The organism is Paenibacillus silvae (assembly GCF_014639235.1).
GTDB classification, from domain to species: Bacteria; Bacillota; Bacilli; order Paenibacillales; family Paenibacillaceae; genus Paenibacillus; species Paenibacillus silvae.
This window is the reverse complement of record NZ_BMFU01000008.1, coordinates 114,016-135,888: the sequence shown is the minus strand read 5'-3', so window position 1 is coordinate 135,888 and position 21,873 is coordinate 114,016. Positions and strand designations below refer to the sequence as shown.

The 21,873-nt window shown below is 46.1% G+C and carries 16 protein-coding genes; 12 read left to right on the top strand and 4 right to left on the bottom strand.

Features of this window, described 5'->3' with window-relative positions:
• Positions 1-115: 115 nt before the first annotated feature.
• The 6 genes from IEW26_RS22420 to IEW26_RS22395 all read left to right on the top strand — a co-directional run bounded on the left by IEW26_RS22420 (position 116) and on the right by IEW26_RS22395 (position 7,269).
• Positions 116-1,237 (top strand): BMP family ABC transporter substrate-binding protein, encoded by a 1,122-nt coding sequence (locus IEW26_RS22420; protein ID WP_188593979.1) that lies wholly within the window; start codon positions 116-118, stop codon positions 1,235-1,237.
• 132 nt (positions 1,238-1,369) lie between these two features.
• Positions 1,370-2,926 carry an ABC transporter ATP-binding protein gene (locus IEW26_RS22415; RefSeq protein WP_188593978.1) on the top strand — a complete coding sequence of 519 codons (1,557 nt, stop codon included), beginning with the start codon at positions 1,370-1,372 and terminating at the stop codon, positions 2,924-2,926.
• A complete protein-coding gene (locus IEW26_RS22410; protein WP_188593977.1) occupies positions 2,923-3,972 on the top strand; it encodes an ABC transporter permease in 1,050 nt (349 codons plus the stop codon). Before IEW26_RS22415 ends, IEW26_RS22410 begins: the two co-directional genes overlap by 4 nt.
• On the top strand, positions 3,965-4,900 hold the full coding sequence (locus IEW26_RS22405; RefSeq protein ID WP_188593976.1) for an ABC transporter permease: 936 nt from the start codon (positions 3,965-3,967) through the stop codon (positions 4,898-4,900). Before IEW26_RS22410 ends, IEW26_RS22405 begins: the two co-directional genes overlap by 8 nt.
• Before the next feature lie 10 nt (positions 4,901-4,910).
• Positions 4,911-5,873 carry a nucleoside hydrolase gene (locus tag IEW26_RS22400; RefSeq protein ID WP_188593975.1) on the top strand — a complete coding sequence of 321 codons (963 nt, stop codon included), beginning with the start codon at positions 4,911-4,913 and terminating at the stop codon, positions 5,871-5,873.
• A 1-nt stretch (position 5,874) separates the two neighbouring features.
• Complete coding sequence (locus IEW26_RS22395; RefSeq protein ID WP_188593974.1) at positions 5,875-7,269, top strand: ADP-ribosylglycohydrolase family protein; 1,395 nt, start codon at positions 5,875-5,877, stop codon at positions 7,267-7,269.
• 164 nt (positions 7,270-7,433) lie between these two features.
• Here the strand turns inward: IEW26_RS22395 and IEW26_RS22390 are convergent, their stop codons facing one another.
• Positions 7,434-8,060, bottom strand: a complete 627-nt coding sequence (locus tag IEW26_RS22390; RefSeq protein ID WP_188593973.1) for a hypothetical protein — start codon at positions 8,058-8,060, stop codon at positions 7,434-7,436.
• A gap of 384 nt (positions 8,061-8,444) precedes the next feature.
• Here IEW26_RS22390 and IEW26_RS22385 point away from each other — a divergent pair, with 384 nt between their 5' ends.
• Complete coding sequence (locus IEW26_RS22385; RefSeq protein WP_188593972.1) at positions 8,445-10,574, top strand: 5'-nucleotidase C-terminal domain-containing protein; 2,130 nt, start codon at positions 8,445-8,447, stop codon at positions 10,572-10,574.
• A gap of 122 nt (positions 10,575-10,696) precedes the next feature.
• Here the strand turns inward: IEW26_RS22385 and IEW26_RS22380 are convergent, their stop codons facing one another.
• Positions 10,697-15,073, bottom strand: coding sequence for a chitobiase/beta-hexosaminidase C-terminal domain-containing protein (locus IEW26_RS22380; protein ID WP_188593971.1), 4,377 nt, complete (start codon positions 15,071-15,073; stop codon positions 10,697-10,699).
• Positions 15,074-15,361: 288 nt separating this feature from the next.
• On the opposite strand from IEW26_RS22380, the gene IEW26_RS22375 reads away from it, so the two are divergent.
• The 4 genes from IEW26_RS22375 (at position 15,362) to IEW26_RS22360 (ending at position 18,680) form a co-directional block, all read left to right on the top strand.
• Positions 15,362-15,949, top strand: coding sequence for an RNA polymerase sigma factor (locus IEW26_RS22375; RefSeq protein ID WP_188593970.1), 588 nt, complete (start codon positions 15,362-15,364; stop codon positions 15,947-15,949).
• The gene (locus tag IEW26_RS22370; RefSeq protein WP_188593969.1) at positions 15,924-16,985 is read left to right on the top strand and encodes a hypothetical protein; all 1,062 of its coding nucleotides are present in this window, start codon (positions 15,924-15,926) and stop codon (positions 16,983-16,985) included. Before IEW26_RS22375 ends, IEW26_RS22370 begins: the two co-directional genes overlap by 26 nt.
• A gap of 114 nt (positions 16,986-17,099) precedes the next feature.
• The gene (locus tag IEW26_RS22365; RefSeq protein ID WP_188593968.1) at positions 17,100-18,170 is read left to right on the top strand and encodes a hypothetical protein; all 1,071 of its coding nucleotides are present in this window, start codon (positions 17,100-17,102) and stop codon (positions 18,168-18,170) included.
• A gap of 174 nt (positions 18,171-18,344) precedes the next feature.
• Positions 18,345-18,680, top strand: a complete 336-nt coding sequence (locus tag IEW26_RS22360) for a hypothetical protein (protein WP_111271847.1) — start codon at positions 18,345-18,347, stop codon at positions 18,678-18,680.
• A 152-nt stretch (positions 18,681-18,832) separates the two neighbouring features.
• Here IEW26_RS22360 and IEW26_RS22355 read toward each other — a convergent pair whose 3' ends face one another.
• Positions 18,833-19,321 carry a GNAT family N-acetyltransferase gene (locus IEW26_RS22355; protein ID WP_188593967.1) on the bottom strand — a complete coding sequence of 163 codons (489 nt, stop codon included), beginning with the start codon at positions 19,319-19,321 and terminating at the stop codon, positions 18,833-18,835.
• A 170-nt stretch (positions 19,322-19,491) separates the two neighbouring features.
• A complete protein-coding gene (locus IEW26_RS22350; protein ID WP_188593966.1) occupies positions 19,492-20,214 on the bottom strand; it encodes a YheC/YheD family protein in 723 nt (240 codons plus the stop codon).
• Positions 20,215-20,465: 251 nt separating this feature from the next.
• On the opposite strand from IEW26_RS22350, the gene IEW26_RS22345 reads away from it, so the two are divergent.
• On the top strand, positions 20,466-21,734 hold the full coding sequence (locus tag IEW26_RS22345; protein WP_188593965.1) for an L-lactate MFS transporter: 1,269 nt from the start codon (positions 20,466-20,468) through the stop codon (positions 21,732-21,734).
• Positions 21,735-21,873: the final 139 nt, after the last annotated feature.

Genomic DNA, 21,873 nt, shown 5'->3' with positions numbered 1-21,873 from the left:
AAAACGCATTACAATTCAAAATCAGGTTGTGAAGCTCCCAATTTATTAAAGCTAGGCTGTAAGCACTACAGATTATCAATGATTTTAACAACAAACAGGGGTGTGAGTAAAGAAGATGAAAAAGAATGCATTCGTAATTTGTATGGTCGCCTTGTTACTGCTGCTGTCTGCATGTGGTAGTACGAAAGGGACGACAGGAGAAGCGGGTACAGCTGGCTCAGGCGGCGAACAGTCCGATCAACTGAAGGTTGTGCTGTTGATTCCAGGTACCTTGGGCGATAAATCCTTCTTTGACGCTGCCAATCACGGACTGGAGATGGTCAAGTCGGAGCTTGGTGCCCAGACCAAGGTCATTGAGATGGGTACAGACAAAACCAAGTGGGAGCCAACGTTTAACGATATTGCTGCCGAGGACTGGAACATTGTTATATCTGGCGGCTCGGAGATTACAGAGATGTTCAATACGACTGCTGAGCAGTACCCTGACAAAACGTTTATTAACTATGATACCGATATCGAGGAAGCTCCAGCCAATGTTTATAATATGTCCTATTCTACCAACGAAGTATCCTTCCTGGCAGGTGCTGTTGCCGCACTTGCTACCCAATCGGACATGCCAAATGCAAATAAGGACAACGTCATCGGTTTTCTGGGGGGCATGGACATTCCGGGCATCAACGCTTTCCTCGTAGGTTACATTGAAGGTGCAAAATACGTAGATCCTGAAATCAAGGTTGCGGTATCCTATGCGGGTGATTTCGTCAATCCGGCCAAAGGTAAAGAGCTTTCGCTTATTCAATATAACTCGGGAGTTGACGTGATCTTCAACGTAGCAGGGGGTACAGGACTGGGTATCTTTGATGCCGCGAAGGAAAAATCCAGATATGCCATCGGTGTAGACTCTGACCAGGCTGCCCTGTTGAAAGATACAGACCCTGAAAAAGCCAACCTGATCCTTACTTCCGCGATTAAAAAGATTGACACAGCCATTCTCGAAGCAGTAACCAAGGCTAAGGATGGCAAGCTGGGGACAGGAAAACGTCAGGTAATGGGCTTTGTCGAGAACGGAGTAGGCATTGCAGAGAATGACATCTATAAGAGTGTATTCCCTGCTGATCTGCAGGCTAAAGTTGAAGAGATCAAGAAGAAGCTTGAAAACAAAGAAATTAACGTATCCAATGCAATGGGCATGGAAACGTCCGAGATTGAAGCGATTCGTAATAGTGTGAAGCCATAAGCTTTTCATTTTCATAAATGAGAGATATTTGACATTAATGCTGTACAGCCGGGAGATGTAGTGATGCAATATGCTGCATTCTCCGCTGTACATTTTTTGTGCAAACTGCCAGTAGAGAGGAGTTGTCTGTCCATGTCCGGCGCGCTGTTGGAAATGCGTAATATTACGAAGGTATACCCCAATGGGGTGGTCGCTAACCAAAATGTACAGTTCTCCTTGCAGGAGGGAGAGATTCATGCCATCGCGGGAGAGAACGGTGCGGGCAAATCTACGCTGATGAAGATGATGTTTGGCATGGAGGAGCCGAGTGAAGGCGAGATTTTGTTAAAAGGAAAACAGATCAAGCTGGGCAATCCGCAAGAAGCGATTGCGCTCGGAATTGGTATGGTGCATCAGCACTTTATGCTTGTTCCCTCCTTCACCGTTGCCGAGAATATGGTGCTTGGCATGGAGCCAAGACGTGGAGTCGGCATTCATTACGCGGAAGCGGTTCGTATGACAGAGGAAACGGCCCGCAAATATAACCTGAGCGTTAATCCCCGTGCCAAGGTAGAGGATTTAAGCGTTGGCATGAAGCAAAAGGTCGAGATTCTGAAGGCGCTATTGCGCGGTGCGGAAATACTCATTCTGGATGAACCTACGGCTGTGCTGACGCCACAGGAGACGGAGGAGCTGTTCCGGGAACTGAAGCTGCTCAAGCAGAAGGGTCATACGATTGTTTTTATATCGCACAAGCTGAAGGAAGTGAAGGAAATCTGCGATCGCATTACCATTTTACGGGGCGGACGCACAGAAGGTGTATTCAACATTGCAGATGTGTCGGAGCAGGAAATCTCAAGGCTGATGGTTGGACGGGATGTTGTGCTCAAGTATGACAAAACGCAGAACAATTATGGAGAGCCTGTTCTGTCTGTACAACAGCTGGGCGCAGTCGATGCGGAAGGCAAGTCACTGCTGTCGAACATCAGCTTCAACGTTCGTGCAGGTGAAATCGTCGGAATTGCGGGTGTAGAGGGCAACGGGCAAAGTCAGCTTGTGGAAGCACTGACCGGAGGTCTGACGAGTCGTTTGGCGGGCGGTAAGGTCGAGGTAAAGGGCAGAGATATTCAGAATCTAGGTATCCGTGAGATTCGCGGTCTTGGTGTTTCTTATATTCCTGAGGATCGGATGCGGCAGGGTGCCGCTGGTGAGGCAAGTATTGCGGACAATCTGATCTCCACCCAGTATCGATCCAAGTCGCTCAATAGAGGGCCGCTACTGCGTATGTCATCCATTCAGAAGCTGGCGAGTTCTCTGATCGAGGAATTCAAGGTTCGGTGCTCCGGCCCGTCACAGCCCATCGGCATGTTATCTGGTGGCAATATGCAGAAGGTGGTCGTTGCACGTGAATGCTCCACCGGTCCGTTACTGCTCATTGCAGAACAACCTACGCGCGGGGTAGATATTGGAGCAGCGCAGTTTATACATCAGAAGCTGCTGGAGCTGCGGGATGCAGGCTGTGCAATCGTGCTTGTCTCCGCAGACTTGAATGAGATTCTGGAGATGAGTGACACACTGCTCGTGCTGTATGAAGGCGAAATTGCAGCACGGCTGGACTCACCTTCCAGCGTTAGTGAAGAGGAGCTGGGCCTTTACATGCTTGGTATTCGCCGGCAGCAGGAGCAGTATGAGGAGGAGGCATCTCCATGATGCGATTAAAGTATTTTGAAGTATACCGTACAGCAGCCGTTATTCTTATATCGCTCGCCATTGCATTTATTATTATTTCGCTCGTCAGCAGCCAGCCTGTGGAGACGATTCGTATCTTCCTGTTTGAGCCGCTGTCGACGTTAAGCCGTATGGGCAACGTGGTGGAAATGGCGATACCTCTTATGTTTACAGGGTTATCGGTGTCCCTTCTGTTTAAAACCAACATGTTTAACCTGGGCGCAGAGGGGATCTTCTACATTTCAGGGATCGTGGCGGCAGTGCTGGCGATTCATCTAAGCATGAATGGAATCATACATCCGATCGTGGCCATCGGGGCGGGGTCTATTGTCGGTGCACTTCTCTCCGCGATCCCGGGTTATTTGAAAGCCAAGTGGAATGCCAATGAGCTCGTTACCTCATTGATGTTTAACAGCATCTTTTTTGGTATCGGTTTGTACCTGCTCAATTATCATCTGAGAGATGCCAAGGCGTTCTCCAATGTATCCTATAAATTTGCCGAGACTGCACAGCTTGCGAAAATACTGCCGGGAACACGTCTGCATACTGGACTCATTATTGTACTGGTATTGATTGTTGCTGCTCATTATTTTATGTATCACACCAAATGGGGATATGAGCTGCGAATGACAGGAGCCAACCGTGATTTTGCAGGTTACTCCGGCATGAAGACAGCGAAGGTTATCATTCTGGTGCATCTGATCGCAGGATTTATCGCGGGTATGGGTGGCTCGGTCGAGGTGCTGGGCATGTATAATCGCTTCCAATGGACCGCACTGCCGGGCTATGGACTGGACGGCGCTCTGGTTGCCATGCTGGCGAAGAATAATCCGTTATCCGTGATCGGAGCAGCGCTCTTCCTGGCCTACATCCGAATCGGGGCCGATCTGATGGCACGTCTGTCCGATGTGCCGTCCGAGATGATATCGATCATTCAAGCGGTCATCATTTTGCTGATCTCTGCGGAGCAATTCCTGAAATTCTGGAAGAATCGCATGCTGCTGAAGGAGGCCAAGCTCCATGAATAGCCTGCTGAACGTTATTTTAACGACTGACTTTGCATTCTCCGTACTGCGGGTAACGACACCAATCCTGTTTGCGGCATTAGGTGCCTTGATCTCCAATCGGGCAGGGATCATCAACATCGGAATGGAGGGTATTATGCTGGTATCCGCACTGGCGGGGGTTGTTGTCAGCTCATACACGGCTAATGCCTGGATCGGATTGCTAGGTGCAGTGTTATCGGGTACGGCGATTGCCGGGATGCTTGCTTTTTTCACATTAAAATTCAAAACCCATATTATTCTCGGCGGTGTGGCGATCAATATGTTTGCATCAGGCGGAACGGTATTTCTGCTTTACCTGCTGAGTGGTGACAAAGGATCATCGACGTCATTGCCGAGCAAGGTGCTGCCAAGCATAGATATTCCGCTGCTGCAGGACATTCCGGTGCTCGGTCCGATCCTGTCGGGACATCATATTTTGACCTATGTATCCATACTGGCTGTCATTGCTGTGTATTACCTGTTAAAACGTACTCCGCTCGGATTGCAGATTCGCTCAGTCGGTGAGAATCCGCACGCAGCGCAATCCGTTGGTGTCAGTGTTGTGAAAATCCAGTACTCCGCGCTGCTGCTGAGTGGATTCTTCGCCAGCCTGGGCGGGGCATATATGTCGATGGGATATCTGTCTCTATTCACCAGAGATATGATTGCGGGACGTGGCTGGATTGCAATCGCAGCGGAGTCTATGGGACGCAGTACAACGGTAGGCACAGCCTTGACCTCACTGCTCTTCGGGGGAGCGGAGGCACTGGCCAATGCACTGCAGGTGCTTAAAATTCCCGCGGAGCTTATCGGTACACTGCCATATGTAGCTACGGTTGTCGGCCTGATCGTATATGCGATTGCCGAGACACGCAAAAAACGGCGCAAGCTGGCCCAAAAAACGAACTGAGGAGAGACTTATGACGATACCTATTATTATTGACTGTGATCCGGGTCATGACGACGCTATCGCTATACTGCTGGCGCTCGCCCACCCGGAGCAGCTGCAGATCAAAGGCATTACTACCGTAGGCGGGAATCAGACATTAGAGAAAATTACGAATAATGCGCTCAAAATACTCAGCTTTGTAGACACGGATATCCCGGTAGCGAAGGGAGCAAAGGGGCCGCTGCTTGGCACGTTGGTGACGGGTGAGGAGGCTCATGGGGAATCGGGAATGGATGGCCCTGTGCTGCCGCCAAGCCGTTTTCGTCCCATAGAGACGGGCGCGGTTGAGTTTATTCGCGAGATTCTGCTCGCTTCGGATGAGCCCGTTACCCTTGTGCCGATTGGCCCGCTGACCAATATTGCCACATTGATTCGTGCCTATCCTGAGCTGAAATCCCGTATTGCCGGCATTTCATTGATGGGTGGAGGCATTGCCTATGGGAATGTGACCCGTACTGCGGAGTTTAACATCTATGTGGACCCGGAAGCGGCTCAGATCGTGTTTGAATCGGGTATTCCGATCACAATGAGCGGGCTTGATGTGACGGATAAAGCGGCTATTTTCGATGATGAGATTGAGGCTTTGAAAACACGCGGACCGGTCTCTGTTCTGGTGGGAGAGCTGCTGGACTTCTATTCTATTTTCGGCAAAAAGATGGGATATCACGGCAATGCACTGCACGATCCGTGCGCAATTGCCTGGCTGCTGCAGCCGCAGCTGTTCCAGAGCAAAATGCTGGATGTCACGGTTGAGACGCAGGGAATATATACACGCGGTATGACGGTGGGCGACTTGCGGACGAAGACCGATCGGCAGCCCAACGTGAACGTGCTTATGGATGTCGACCGTGATGCCTTTATTCGTCTTCTCTTTGATGCACTCGCGATTCTAGACGCCCGATATGTACAACAAGCGTCTCAAGGAGAATCTTAGGATGGCTGGCTGGACAGACCTGCGTGAGACGGTGCGCCTGGAGGTCATTCAACGTGGCGAAGAGGGCTGTGATACACAGGGTTTTATGCAAAAGTGGGAAGCAGCCGCGCATGACGAGAGCAAGCTGATGTTATTGTACCAGGAACTCATGGAGCTTCAGGTGTCAGCTGATTTTCCTTATGTAGAGCCTTCAAGTCTTGAGGATATTCGCCGTTTACGCCCGGATGGACCACGTGTGCTTGAGGCGAACTGGAGCGAGCAGGTATGGCGGGACAAGTTCTACGGAGCATGGCTCGGACGAAGTGTCGGTTGTGCACTCGGCAAGCCGCTGGAGCACCCGGATTATCTATATGGCAAGGACGGGCGTCCGGGTTGGGAGAATATTGAGCTGTGGTTCAAGGGAGCGGGTGCTTGGCCGATTCAAGGTTATACCCCTGAGCATTCGAGCGCAGAGCAGGAATATGGCTTGAGCTTGACGGAGCTGGGTCCCTTGAGTGTAAGAGAGAAAATCCGTTTTATGGAGAGTGACGATGATATCCGCTATACCCTTCTGGGCCTTCTTCTGCTGGAGGAAAAGGGGCTGGACTGGGATTCGTGGGATATTGGCAAGCTGTGGCATCGCCGCCTGACATACAGTCAGGTGTGTACGGCTGAGACACAGAGCTATATGAATTTTGCCCAGGAGACCTCGCATCTGAAATCGGATAAACCTGCCGATTGGGCACAGCGTCAGGAGCGTGTACGCATGCACCTTAATCCATACCGTGAGTGGATTGGCGCTGCCATTCGCGCTGACGGCTTGGCCTACGGTGTAGCCGGGCGGCCAGAGCTGGCTGCTGAACTCGGGTGGCGGGATGCTTCCTTCTCTCATGTGAAGAACGGCATTTATGGCGAGATGCTGAATGCTGCGATGATCGCAGCGGCGTTTGTTGAAAATAGCAGTGAGCGTATTGTGGAAATTGGACTGAGCGAAATTCCACAAACAAGCCGACTGGCAGCAGATGTGCTGCAAGGTGTGGAGATTGGCCTCCAGGCCCGCAGTGAACGGGAACTGGTTAGCCGAATCTGGGATACGTTCAGCCATTATGATGCCGTGCACACGAACAACAATGCGGCGCTGGTTGCAGCATCGCTGGTGTATGCAGGCAATGATTTTGAGAAAGCGGTCGTGACCTCTGTCTATGGCGGGATGGATACAGATTGTAATGGAGCCACGGTTGGTTCAATCATGGGTGCACGTCTCGGTGCAGCACAGCTGCCAGAGTCTTGGACTGCTCCGCTGCATGATACGCTCTATGCCGATCTGGTCGGGTTCGACCCCGTGTCTATATCGTCCTGTGCCGAGCGCAGCTATCAGGTGTTCCTGAAGCTTCGCGGGCAAGCAGGTAACCAATAGAAACACACTTGCACTGATGCACGGAAAACAGGAATATAGGGACAGGTCTGATCTGTGTGATGTATGTAATGAGCCTTGGAAGCTATCAGCTTATTCCAAGGCTCATTTTGTGTTGTTCATTACCGCTTGAATTGGAGTTGTCTGGTATAACTATGTCGCTTAAATTAGCGTCCGTTCGTATTAGAAGCCCAGACAGGAATTCCGCTATTCGGATAATATTCGTTGGTGAGGGTGTTGTTGTAAAGCACCAGGTTACCATCACTTTGCATGACGAGAGTATCACCTGGTGTATTTACTGGCAGCGTGCTTCCGTGATGGCCTGGAATCCATGCTTCTGTATTGGCAATCCAGGCATCTACCTGTTTAGTGACGTCAAATACGAGAACGTTATCAAAACCGTATCCCCAATAGTATTCGTATTTACCGTTGGCTGGATTGAGCCCCCAGCGATAGCCGTACTGATATACCGTCTGCCATTTTGACCCATATCCATGGATAACAGGTTTCCCGCGCTCTTGTTCAAAGGTGAATGTGGTGATTCCGTTCTTATTGGTATTACTGCTCCAGATCGCAGAACCGTTCTTATAGATTACAAAATTTCCGTCATCCTGAAAAATGGCTTTAAATCGACCATCCTGGGACAGCAGATAGTCTCCTCTTTGCATACTCTGGCCGATCAGGAGTTTATCACCAAGATAACCTGCGGAAGCTGTTGCAGGTACGGCAAAGGCAAGAATCAGCAAGCAGGCGATAAAAACACGAAACGATTTGGAGAAAATCAACTTTTTCATCGGACACACTCCTATATTCCTTAGAATGAATGAAGCAAGATGCGTAGTACAATAAACGCTTACGGTCTATTGCGTAATGCAGCAAAGCGTTCGGTTAGGAGTGGTGAAAGAGCAATCAACACATCCGCCAGGGGCCACAAATGGGAAAACCATATGTACAGTGCTCTAGGGTCACCTCCTTTAATAGAAGATCAAAAGCTAGAATATATAACATTTTATTCCATTATATCAACTTGAAAATATAAAATACATATATATCAATATCAAGAGGTCTATCATTTTTTTTAAAATTTTTACACCAATTTTATAGAATCTATGACTTTTGGGAATTGAACTGTGGTAAAATATCTCAGGATTCGAAATTGGAGAGGGGTTATGTTACTCATGTCTTGGAAAAAAGTTCTGGGGAAAAGCACCATTCGTGTGGCTGCTACTGCATTATTACTCACACAATTATTTGGCGGAGCAGGTTCGGTTTCTGCCGCAGGCAAAGATGTAGAGGTACACTTGATTGGAATCAATGACTTTCACGGCCAGCTGGATACAACGTCTATCGTTGGTGACAAAAAGGCAGGATCGGCTCCAATTCTAGCAACCTATCTCAAAGAAGCTCGTGCGAAATATGAGCACTCTATCCTGTTCCACAACGGAGACTCTGTTGGCGCATCTGCTCCAGTCTCATCCCTTGACCGCGATGAGCCTACAATGGAATGGATGAATATGATGGGCTTTGATGTGGGCTCGCTGGGTAACCACGAATTCGACCAAGGGATTGCAGCATTGAAGGCACAAATCTTCGGCGGTCTTGATCCCAAAGAAGGCAAAGTAACCCATGCCGGGGCTAAATTCGATTATGTGAATGCAAACGTAATTGAAACGTCCACAGGCAAACCCCTGATCAAACCGTATGTCATTAAAGAAGTCGGCGGTGTTAAAATCGGATTCATCGGACTTGTAACCAAGTCCACGCCAAACAAAGTGTCTCCATCAGGTACTGCAGGCGTGCGTTTCCTGAGTGCTGAAGAAGAGGTTACTGCCGTTAATAAATATGCTAAAGAATTGCAGGATCAAGGTGTAGAAACGATCATCGTTCTGGCACATGATCCAGCTTCCACCAAAGAAGGTGTAACGACCGGGGAAGCGGCTGATCTGGCGAAAGCTTTGCCAGCAGATTCTCCTGTTGATGTCATCGTTGCTGGTGATAACCACGCTCTGGCGAACGGTGAAGTGAATGGAAAATTGATTGTACAAGCGTACTCCTATGGTACAGCATTTGAAGATATCAAGCTGATGATTGACCCGGCTACCGGGGATGTAACGGAGAAATCAGCTACGGTGACAACAACGTTCCAAGAAGGTGTGAAGCAAGACCCTGAGACACTCGCTATTATTAAAAAATCTTTGGACAAGCATCCGGAGCTGACCAAGCCAGTAGGTACAACAGATGGATCTGTACTGCGTACAGATGCTTACAATAACGAAGCTCCACTGGGCAATCTGATTGCAGATGCAATGCGTCAAGCGGACTTTGGAGATAAAGCAGGCAAGGCTGACTTTGCGTTTATGAATCCAGGCGGTATCCGTGCAGACCTGCCAAAAGGGGATGTGACTTTTGCAGACCTGGCTAAAATCCAGCCTTTCGGGAACACACTGGTGAAGCTGGAGCTGACGGGTGCACAAGTGAAAACATTGCTGCAGCAGCAATGGGGCACGAATGCAGACGGCACACCGAACACCAAAACATTGCAAATTGCCGGTTTGAAATATACTGCTGATTTCAGCAAACCGGTGGCTGAACGTGTAACAAGCTTGAGCTTGGAAGACGGCACCCCTGTTGATCCAAACAAATCATACACGGCTGTAGTCAACAACTTTATGGCTGCGGGTGGAGATAACTACAAAGTGCTGCTGGATGCGAAGTCATCCCTGGCAGGCCCGATTGATCTGGATGTGTTCTACAAGTACATCGTAGATACATTTAAAGGCGGCGAGATTCAAGCCAAAAAAGAAGGACGTATCACAAACCTGGCAGCAGCTACAGAGCCAACAGAAACACCGGCTCCAGTAAACAATGAACCTATTTCTCGTGCTGAATTTGTCACTGCACTCGCGGATATGTTGAAGCTTGACGCCGTATCTGCAGCACCTGCATTCAAGGATGTTGCTGCTAATGCTGCATATGCTGATGCCATTGCAGAAGCTTCCAAAGCCGGATTTATTCAAGGATACGGTGGCAACTTCTATCCTGAGCGTAATATTACTCGGGAAGAGGCAGCAACCATTTTGGCAAAACTCGTGAACAGCCCGGCATCCGAGGCTAATGCGGCAACGATTATGGCCGCTTTTGAAGATAACAAAGAGGTATCTTCTTATGCAGTTAAACCGATGGCTAAACTGATTGATAAAGGCATCTTCACGGCAACAGACAAAAAAATGCTGGAGCCTAAGCAAAGTCTTTCGATGAATGATGCTAAAGCGTTCATTGAAAAAGCAGTTGCAGCGAAAGCTTCATAAACTAAAATGTGATCGGATTGCACTTATAAAAACCTGGATTCTTATAGGGAAAATTAAAAACACATCCTTAACGGCAACAGCCGGGTTAGGATGTGTTTTTTGTTAGTCTATCGAACAGGGGATTAGATCAGTCCTGACTTTGTCATTAGTCTCTGGATGATTACAGCTACCTCAGCTCTAGTTATTGAAGCTTTTGGAGAGAATTCTCCAGTTGCTCTACCTGTGATCAGACCCGCTTGCAGACCTTTAACAATACTGCTATTAGCCCATGAAGCAATGTATTGAGCATCTTTAAATGCTGGTGGCGCATTATCCGGCGCAGCCGCTGAAACCTTGTTCTCCAAGCCGGTAATTCGCATTGCTCTCTCCAGAATAACGACAGCCTCTTCTCGGGTGATCGTCTGGGATGGGTGGAACATATCATCCGCATAGCCTTGAATGATCCCATATTGCTGAGCCCGAGCTACAGCACCGACATACCAATCGCTCGAAGATACATCGTTAAACGGAGCACTGCCTGTCTGTTCAGGCAAGCCTAGCGCACGTACCATAATCGCAGCAAACTCAGCGCGTGTAATGGCGGCGTCCGGGTTGAAATGGGCTGCATCCACTCCATTAACGATCATTCGGGACGCCATATCGTCCACGGCATTTTTAGCCCAATGAGACTCTACATCAGAGAAGGTTATTGGATGCCAGATGAGTGAGTACGCGCTATTGGTCAAGCTATTCACAACAGCGTAATGCTTACCGCCATGAGTCGTCACGTACGTTGGCACATGACGAATTGCTCCATTATCGTCCATCACCACGGCAGTCGTGATTTTGTTCAGATCGGCACTGTCTGGAAGAGCGATTTCCCTTACAACGTAAGAGCCGAACTTGTTAACCTCTATTGTTTTGTTATCGTACGAGGCAGTAACCGTGAAATCAACAGGAGGCGCGACGACAGTAAAACCTTTTTTGCTTGCTTCATTATTTATCAGTGCGGACTTGTCAGAGTCATTGGCTACAATGTCCACATGAAGAGTAATATCTGCAAGCTTCACTTGTTGTCCTAACTGTTTAGCCAATTGGTCGATAAGCACTTCGGCGGCTGGCAAATTATAATTGGCTGCTGGTGTACGAATTTCCAGAGTAGCCTGTTTGTTCTCCAACTGTTTAATGGCATCTCCTGTCAACATGGTGGACACGTTATCTTCTTTTGATGTTACCGGGATGACAATAACCGGCTTGTCTTCAGTCTTGGCAAGCTGTGTTGTCAGTTTACTTGTATCTACCTTCACAGTAAGCAACGTTTTTCCGTTCTCTTTTGTGGAGGACGCTGATGCAATGCCCTCCTGTTGCTTTCCTTCAACTAGAATAGGGAAACCCTGATTGTTGTTTGGAGCCACGGTACTCGCTGGAGTGCTAGGTGAATTGGATGCTCCACCTGTAGATCCTCCAGATCCCGTGCCGCCAGATGAATTCCCTCCAGGCTCTACGTTAGGTTGTTTGATGGTGTAACTTTCCGACATCACCTGGCTATCCTCCATGCCCGGCTTGATAGCAATGGCTCTAATAGTCATGCCATCTGTGACAGGGATGGGGCCGCTATAGAGCGTACCATTGTCCATGCTTGGTATCGAGCCATCGGTTGTAAAATAAATCGTAGCTTCATCGGTTGTTGAGGTCAGCTTAACCGTAGTGCCCGGTGCTACAGCACCGCCAGCAGGATCGGCAGTGGGGTTTCCGACCTGTTGCATGATGGTGTAACTTTCCGTCATCACCTGGCTATCCTCCATACCCGGCTTGACAGCGATCGCTTTAATGGTCATGTCGTCCATAACGGAAATCGGTTCAACATACACCGTACCATTGTCAATGCTTGGTGTCGTGCCATCGGTTGTAAAATAAATCGTTGCTTCATCGGTTGACGAAGTCAGCTTAACGGTAGTGCCTGCTGCTACAGCGCTGCCAGCAGGATCGGCTGTCGGCTTTCCGGTCTGTTGCGTGATGGTGTAAGTTTCCGTCATAACCTCGCTATCCTTCAAGCCTGGCTTGACAGCGATCGCTTTAATAGTCATGCCATCTGTCACGGGGATCGGTTCAACATAGTTATTACTACTATCTTCAGTTGGAATAGTACCATCCGTTGTATAATAGACGATTGCTCCAATCGTAGCCGAGGATAACGTTACCGTTGTACCTTCCGCTACATCCCCGCCAGCAGGACTAGCTGCCGGCTTCTCAGCCTGGTGCGTGATCGTGTAATTTTCAGTCATAACCTCGCTATCATCCATTCCTTGCTTTACAGCCATCGCTTTAATGGTCATGTCGTCCATAACGGAAATCGGTTCAACATACACCGTACCATTGTCCATGCTTGGTGTCGTGCCATCGGTTGTAAAATAAATCGTTGCTTCATCGGTTGACGAAGTCAGCTTAACCGTAGTGCCCGGTGCTACAGCACCGCCAGCAGGATCAGCAGTTGGTTTTCCAGCCTGTTGCTTGAAGGTGTACGTTTCCGATATTACCTGGCTATCCTCCATGCCTTTTTTGATAGCAATGGCTTTAATGGTCATACCATCTGTGACAGGGATAGGACTGCTGTATATCGTGCCATTATTGATCGTTGGTTCAGTGCCGTCAGTTGTGTAATAGATGGTTGCTCCATCAATACCTATTGTCAGTGTGACGGTTGTACCTGATGTTACGATCCCTCCAGATGGGCTTGCTGCAGGTGTCATGGATAATTTTTTAAGTTTGGAATGCTCCAAATCTGTCACATATACATTATTGAAACGATCGGTGGCCATGCCATAAGGGTTAAGGAAGCTTTCCGATCCAGTAATGTTCTCCCATCGTACTGCACCGTTTTTCAATCTTTTGATTTTGTTGGTATTTGCGTCGGCTACATACACCGTTCCTGTATTATCCACTGCTACGGATGCCGGGTTGGAAAAGTTTCCTCTAGTTGTAATGTCTATCCACCCACTTGCTCCACGTGACCGTTTTTTAATTTTATGTGTACTTGTATCTGTCACGTAAATACTACCGTTACCGTCAATGGCTATGTCATATGGAGTAGAGAAGGGTTCTGTACCAGTGATATCTACCCAGTTTTCTTCTCCTTTCAATAAACTCTTTATTTTACCATAAACGTCTGCAACATATAAATTGTCTGCGTTATCGACAGCTATTCCATTCGCATTTATACTTTCCGTCCCCGTGATGTCGAGCCACTCAGAAGAGCCGACCGGCAGTTTTTTTATTTTATAATGCCCGCGATCTGCTACATATACATTTCCAAGACTGTCCACGGCTACGCCAGTCGGATAATTAAAACTTTCCAAACCCGTAATATCCGTCCACTCTTTTGTTTCATTGGAATATTTCATTATTTTGTTGCTTTGGTAGTTGGCGATATACAGATTATTGAGGCTATCTATCGCAATCCCAAGCGGTCTGCTTAATTCTGCCTTACCGGTGATGTCCGTCCAAGTGGTCGGAATGTCCGTAAAGTGCTGGAAGCTCAGATAAGGATAACCATCATTTTTATTCTCATCTATAGACCAGATGCCAGGATTGGCGAAGCTCCAGTCGCTATAAGTTTCTTGTTGTCTCATCAACCAAGAGATTAAAGGCTGACCTTTCCCGGTATCGCTTATGCCCGAAATTTCTTGATCGTAGTACGATGATGTGATAGTTGCGTCTTTACCTCCATCATCGCCAATTAAGCCGCCAGCAGTAACAGTAACTTGTGCTTTAACTTCAGCTGCAGCATAGGATTGTTTCACTTGCAAAGGATCGCCCCAAGTCGATCCGACTAACCCTCCTGCCCCTACCCTTGCTTCTGCGCTACCCATAAAATAACTATCTTCTATAGTTGTAGGACCGCTTAACAGACCGATCAGTCCGCCTGCAGAATTATCTGCCCGAACAGAACCTATCGCATATACCTGGATGATATTGGTATTGCTAATCGCTTCACCGATAAGGCTGCCAGCAAAATTCGAGCCTGAGCTCACAACACTATTTTCTAGTCCAAGATTTCGAAACGTGGCATCTTTCGTTGCGCCGAATAAACCGTTACGCAATTTATATCTTTCGTCTTGAAGATTAATCTTCATATTGGAAATGATATGTCCATCTCCATCAAAGCTTCCTGTAAAGGGTGCTCCACTGGTTCCGATCGCTGTCCATCCTGCTCCTTGATTGTAAGGGGCAACATCCAGATCAATGTCTGCAATCAGCTTGTAATAATGATAGAAATAATCAGGATGGTCGGTGGGATACTGAAGTGTCCGAATATTGTCAAGCTGTTCCGGTGTTGCAATTAACCATGGATCATCTTGCGTACCGCTTCCTCCAGCAAAGCTAACGGAATCGGCCCAGGAACGGCCTGATAATCCGAACAGACCGAACAGCTGTAGTACGACCAGTATTATCGCTGTCGTTTGAATCCATCCCCGTTTTTTTACCTTCTTTCGAAAAGAGCCCCCCGGGTTCTGATGCATGTTCAATTCATCCTCTCCACTGCATTATAATCTCAAAGATATCATGGAGCTCTTAACATTCTCTGAAAACTAGATAGAGCAAGATTATCGCTTTCTTCTAATGATGCTCAAGCATATCAGCTGCAGCGAAGCCTCATAATCTAGAGCATATTCATATTTTATTGTAAGACAGGAGACACAACTTTATAGGTCGGGCACGATGATGTTACCAAATATTATTTTAACGCTGTTGTCACAAAATGAGCTGCTTTGGTGTTTTAAGAGTGTAGGCGGGAGGGGGTAAGATTTTTGGAAAAAGACTATAGAGAAGCTAAATCAAACTCAGAAGAAATAGAGTTGCTGGTCGAAAGGACTAAGCTTGGTGATAAGGAAGCTTTTGCTTCTATTATAAGAATCTTTGAAAAACCAATGTATATCTATTGTTATCATATTCTCAAAAACAAGGAAGAAGCCGAGGATGCGCTGCAAGAAATATTTATTAAAGTGTATGAAAAGATACATAAGTATCGTCCCAATATGACTTTCTCGGCCTGGCTGTACAAAATTGCCTACAATTACAGTCTGAATCAAATCAGGAGCAAAAAAAGGTGGTTTCGTTTTATAGATCGTTACAAATATGATCAACCTGAGAATCCGAGTCAGCAATTAGACGGTCAAACGACACTGAAGGATTTTCTGAACTTACTGACTACCGAAGAGAGACATATAATCGTTCTCCGTGCAATTCATCGATATAACTTTAACGAGATTAGTGAAATCATGAATATGAAGCCAGCCACTGTGCGCAAAAAGTATGAACGCCTTCGCAAAAAACTGCAGACGAAGGAAGTTAAAGAAGGAGGAACAGTGAATGCGTCGATCACCAAATCCATCTAAAACGATAAGTGTTCACCAATTGGAGCAAATGATTCGCGATACAGAAACGCCAGAACACAGCATGAGTCAACAGATTGTAGAAAAACTTGAATCAAAAGGCGAGTCAAAACCAAAGCCATTCTTTACGAGAAAAGTGGGAGTCATCGCAGCGGCATCGATTGCTTTTTGTGTGTCTCTAACTCCTGTCATGGCTCAAACCATAGAGCGGTTATCATTGCTTGAATATATTAATCCGTTTGCCACAGAAATGAAAGTAAATCCAAATGATAAGGCGAATACACTTTATGTAAAAGGCTTGGATGGGAATAAACAATTTCATTCGGGTATGATTCGCTTCGATGACATTGAGGATCAAGAGTTCAAAAGCCAGCTGCAGAGGATTTGGAATGAGATTTTCCCCCAGGGAGAAGCAATACATGATGTGCTTATGTTCGAATATGAGAAGGACATCTTTCACATAGAGGCACGAAACGAAAACAGATCCATCCAATTTGACGAAGGTAACTGGTATTATGCGACACAACCGATTGGAGAGAACGAGGTTCCAGATGCAGCAAAAGATGCAGCAGATCACATTTTTAATAAAATTGGGGATTTTAAACAGAGTAAACGGTCAGTGAGTCGAATGGTCCTGAGACCCAATCAAAACCCCGTATATAAGTTCGTGTACAACACCGAAAAGGGTTCTATCCTCATTGATGTACAAAAAAATACGAATCAGATCACAAGAGTTTTAGCCTTTCCGTTGTCGGATCAACTCAATAAAGTGGAAGATAAAAATAAATATCGTGACTTGGTTGAGAAAACAAAAGCCATTGAGCTGGACAGCATTCGTGAGGAAGCCGTGAAACAAGCAAAAGCATGGATGAATGTGGACTTGGCTGAATATAACGTATCCAAGCTCGAATACCGGTTCGATACCTTAACGTTCACCAAAGCGAGTTCTCCAGACGTGACGGCGCTGTTCACCTCTAAAGGAACAATCTATTCTATTGAAATTGATCTAAGGAATTTGTCTGATAAAGGAACGGACTAATTAATGCAATGAAAGGAGGTGATGACTGCCGATTTCATAGATTTATTTCAATGTGACTGAAGCGTTCCATTAAAAACTGTGGGTAAGTAAATAAAAATATAGGAGTTTATTCTTATGAACAAAAAAATAATTTTTCCTATCGTCGGAGCAGCCTTATTATCAGGGAGTTTGCTTGGATTCGATACATCGAATCAATTTAATGCATATAACAACGTAAATTTAAACATTAAACAGGGTGCTAAATCAGAGCAAACCCCTATGCAAAAGGCTCAGGATAAGCTTAAAGAATTGACAGGAAATACGTATACGTTAATTCAGGGAACGGCCATGGAAGGTTTTGTGGGTTTTAAAAGAGAGAATTTCAAATATGACATCATTACTTATAAAAAGAATGGAAAACTGGATAATATCGGAATCGCAGTAAATTATGAAGATCTAAATGGTGGAAAATATCAAAGCAAACTGAAGGAAACATGGGAAGCTCTGTTCCCTGGGGAAGAGCCGAAATATGTGAGTATCTCAGAGTCAATCTACCGAGTGGGTACAATCTCATCGAATGCCAAACAAAATAAACAAATTTATACGGAAGACAGCGGGAGTGTACATGGCGTAAATTATGCACCTGACGATGCCCCGGCAAGCGTGCAAAAGCAGGCTGTCCAAGTATTATCCAAGCTTACCAATGGTAAAATTAAGAAAGGAGAAAAACTGGATCGTGTGTTTGTCCTTGATGGCAAACCGAATGTGTATCAATATATGTATAAATCAAAAACGATGGATGTGAGCTTTGCAATTGAGGATCAAACGCTGGAACTACTCCAGGCAAGTGTTCAAAGTAACGGTGAAGGAATAGATAATTACAACGAATTCAAAAAGAAAGAAAAAGCAAAAGATGCAAAGCTCAAGAAGCTGACGTTGGATGTATTAATGAAGAATGCAATGAAAGATGCAAAAACGATGATCAATTTTGATTTGAAGGGATATAAGGGAGCAAGAGGAACCAATGCATGGGATAAGGATCAAATGACGTTCACTAAAAAAGGAGCTCCCATAGTCATTGCCACAATGAATGCAGATGGATCGTTTAACAGCTTTATCATAGAGAAGAATGGTCAGCATCTCAGTTTTGGCGGAAACACGATCGTAGGGCCCGCCAATGAACAACCAAAAATATTGATGAATTAATTCTAAATGTGAAAACAGAGAAGACTATGACATCATCGACAGGAAGCCTCTCCATAATTCGGAGAGGTTTTTGTTGTTGGACAAACACACTTTTTCTGCCTTGTGCGCTTCTATCCCTTACCAAGATCACTTTATTGCATCTAATAAACTATCAAAACAAAGGAGGTTTTGAGAATGGGAACGAGAAGAGCAGCAGGCGGTTATGATCCGGTTCGAATCTATAACTCCACTCCGTACAATGCGTATGGAACCGTTGAGTATGCGTCCATCTTTTGCAGCAATGATCAATACAGTGTACAGCGTGAAGAAACATGGCAGGCTTCAGGACGTGGGGTATGTCTGGTCACTCGGATCACAGCAACAGTAAGAACGCCAAGCGGAAATATAGCAGCCGAACCGTATACGTCATCCGGAACATCCTATAGCCAGTTTGCTATCATACAGGTAGGTCCGAACCAGTTTCGGGTAACGCGTGTAGTAAGTTCGGCCAGACGTCGTCCAAAATGTTAATGGTATTGGCATACAGTGGGAATGGAAAATAAATGAATATCCAAAGAGCAGAAAATGGATTCTCACAGCTACAACACAAGAAGCGGCCCTCCAGATTAATCCAAGGGGGGCCGCTTCTTTCTACATCAAGGTCACATTGATCACTAGAATGATCAGGTATTGGATATCAGCAACTTTTGCAAAAGCAGTTCGTCCCTGATGGGGATACCTTGATCCGAAATGAGAGGGATGCTTGGTTTCATAGCTCTTGCTTTTGTTACCGCATCCGGATAGATACGAATGATCTGGTATCCTCTTTTTTGATAAAAAAGAAGAGCGTGGAGGTTATCATTTGTGGTGATTAGTTGAGTATGATACCGATTTGCTTGCCTTGCAGTATCCTCTACTTTTCTCAAGAGGGCTGAACCGATCCCACGGTTTTCGTCTAGGCTGTCCAGCGAGATCACTTCACATCGTGTTTCATGCATAACGTATGTAATATACCCTCTAATTTCTCCATGTTCATTCAGTACTGCGTAACCGTCCAGCATATCACTGTAATAGACACCTGTTGAGATAACCATCTTCGGACTTCCCCAATGTTCAGCAAAAAAATCATTTCGTTGTGCAGCCGGAATTTGCTGGCTTTCTATTATTTTCATATCAATTCTCCTATACGTGTTTCAATATAAAAATTAACATGCCTAAATATGTAATTATACTACTCATTATATAACATCTCACTTTTTATCGAGAAGCTGCCCCTGCTGCTGTGAAAGAGACGACTCTCCAGATCGATGGGGAGCCGCTTGCTGTGTTTTGAAGCTTCAACTTAATGCTTTTGATACCACAATATCCGGCGATACATCGAAGAATCTTTCAAACGTTTAAATGGGCGAAGGTCTGGCCGATAGTTGCCTTCAATAATCCAGATACAAGCTTTATTATCAATTCCGATATCGAAACCGACCTGTCTCAGATCAGGAAACTGCACCTCTAAAGCCTTGGCACCCAGCAGAGCAGTCCGTTCAGCCTGGAGAAGTAACTTCCGTCCGCCAATTCGTGCTGATTGCAGCGCTTTAAGCGCGGGAATTATTCGACTTGTCACATTGGTGACCAGATATCCACGGGATGCAACTTTGGCGTAAGATCCGGTTACCTTCCATGCAGAAGAAGCCTTCTTTTTACGTTGAACCATAATTCGAAGATCAAGCGGTCTTTGCTGGATTCGTGCCAAATAAAGATGCTGCTGGATGATATACGTGTCACTTTTGCCAGTTTGATCAATCCACTTCTCTAATTCTTCGGTGTTTTTCATCGTAATGGCATTGTTCTCATTTTGAATCTGATAGTCACCAGTCTTCAGACGACGGATGAATACAATATCTCTTCCATAACGTCCGTCGCGGGGCTTCAGCACAACATTCGAATGCTGCTGAAGCATATGGTGCAGCGTATCTTTTTCTAATAACTGTGTTTCTGGCAGCCGTCCGATGAGTAAAGGTATGCTGCTGAGGGCTTGATACTGCTGCCATTTGTCCCGTTGTAGTACCATCGACATCACAGCCTTTGATAAGGGTCTGGAGCTCTCATCCTATTCTAAATCAAACCTTTTTTTTACATAAGCGGTCATTCGTCCAAAAAAATAGGCTCTTTCCTCTTTCGCCACTACAAAAAATATCTATAAAAGATATACGTGATGTCATAGTTACAGATGTAAAGCTGTGCTACACTTCATCGTGTAAGTTAGTGAATTAATTCACATTAAAAAACAACACAATACAATCATGAGGAGATACGATCTCAGTGGAACTGACAAAAAAGAGATGGATTATTCTGATTGCAAGCTGCTTCATTAATCTATGTATTGGCTCCATCTATGCATGGAGTGTATTTGCTGCTCCAATGGCAGCTTATTTAAGTGGCCTCATCGGGCGTACATTAACACCAGGAGATTTGGCGATTGTGTTCACCATTTGTAATTCGGTCGGGCCAATTACGATGATCTCGGGTGGTTGGATTAATGACCGATTCGGACCCAAAAAAGTCATTCTCGTTGGCGGTATTTTATTCGGGGGCGGTATGATTCTATCCGGCTTCGCAACGTCTGTAGGTTTTCTGGTATTTGCTTACGGGATCGTGCTTGGACTCGGAACAGGTATGATCTATGGCTGCACCATCAGCAACTCGATCAAATTTTTCCCGGATAAACGTGGATTAGTTGGGGGCGTGACAACAGCTGCTTATGGTTTAAGCTCAGTCATCATTCCTCCGATTGCTAATATGTTTATCAGCAACTCAGGTGTAACCTCTGCCTTCTTTATTATTGGAACCGCCTTTCTGATCATTATCTGTGTAGCCTCGTTCTTTATTGAGAAATGCCCGGCTGATTTTGTTCCAACAGGCTGGGCACCCAAAACTGCTCATGTCAGCCAAGCGCTTAGAGAAGATAAGAACTGGAGAGGCATGCTGGCAAGCCCGATCTTCTATGTAATGATTTTGCTGCTCATTAGCGGGGCGTTTGCGGGACTGATGTGTGTCTCTCAAGCCTCACCTATCGCGCAGAAGATGGTGGGATTATCGGCTGCAGCTGCAACAACCGTCGTTTCTGTTCTGGCGCTGTTTAATACAGGGGGACGGATTCTGGCAGGGTATGTCTCGGACAAAATTGGCCGCATCAATACGCTCGCCATTACGTCTCTGTTATCTGTAGCCGGGCTAATTCTGCTGTATTTATCCGGAGAAAATAGTGTAGCCACATTTTATATGGGGATTTCTATCATTGGTCTAAGCTTTGGGGCACTAATGGGCGTATTCCCGGGCTTTACCGCCGACCAGTTCGGGGCCAAAAACAACAGCGTGAATTACGGAATTATGTTTATCGGCTTTGCACTTGCTGGATACTTCGGACCATCGATTATGAGAAATGTATACAGCGCGGATGGCAGTTACCAGAGAGCTTTTGTTATTGCGGCCATCTGTGGACTGACCGGATTCATTCTTACATTTGTATACAAATGGGCCGTTAAACGTCGGGATGACAAGACAATTAATCATCCTAACGTAATGGCTTGATGGAGGATAGATGTAATCTCGCAGGCGAACAGAATTCTAATGATTGGCAAGCATAGCTTAACATATTAAATCAGAAACTACGAACCACCTGTCTAATTGACAGGTGGTTTTTTTGTGCTTGTGTCTCAAAGTTTAATTT